Raw genomic sequence first — 733 nt, 5'->3', positions numbered from 1 at the left:
GCATTGAACAGACTCATTGCTATCAAATAGATAGCTGTTGGCGCAAGACAGTCAATGGTTGCAAAGGTTTTTGAGGGTTTTACCCATCACGGCGGAGGCATAATAAAAGCGCTGGGGTTGCCAGCGCGTTTTGCAAATCTGCATCTCTTGTGGAATGCCGCGTTGTTTGTGTACTTCTTAATGACTCTCTCGTGTCTCCTCGGCTCCTCGCGTTGCGAGCAGCAAGGCTCGTCAGCAAGTCATCCAATATAGCGGGCGCACTGTCCCAGTGCATTGGGGGTTTCCCGGCCCCGGGCTTTGGGCGGCCGCTGGTTCTGTGGATGTTTTTGGGGCACCACGCCAATCGTTTGCGCACTTTTGCAGTACATATTTTCCGTCGCAGTCCCATCACACGAGCTACTGCGGTATTGGCACGACTTATGCCTGTTGTTACCAATTGTTGGTTGATTGAACAGGCGGGCACCGTATGCATATGAACAGATTTCTGGCCTTGAGTATGTCTTTATGCTTGGGCCTGGCATGCCAGCAAGCCCTGGCACAGACCACGGCTCCCCCGGCAGTGGCGCCGCCAGCAGCCACTGCCAGTGCTCCGGAAGTCGCACCGTCCCCCGCACCGGCCACGGTTCCTGCGCCTCCTGTCGCCCCGGTGGCTGCCGCCTCAGCGCCCCTTCCTGTGCCTCCTGCGGCTGCCCCGGCACCGCTGACGCAGCCAGGACTGGTCGGTGTGGAGACC

At 58.3% G+C, this 733-nt stretch carries 1 protein-coding gene; it reads left to right on the top strand.

Going from position 1 to position 733, the window contains the following annotated elements:
* Positions 1–496 precede the first annotated feature (496 nt).
* Positions 497–733 (top strand): hypothetical protein (locus tag AC1D1X_RS24900; protein WP_477699572.1); only part of this gene is annotated, 237 nt, incomplete at its 3' end.

It is taken from the genome of Polaromonas sp. P1_G4, assembly GCF_056405475.1.
The sequence above is the reverse complement of the archived record's forward strand: the minus strand, read 5'-3'. Positions and strand labels throughout refer to the sequence as shown.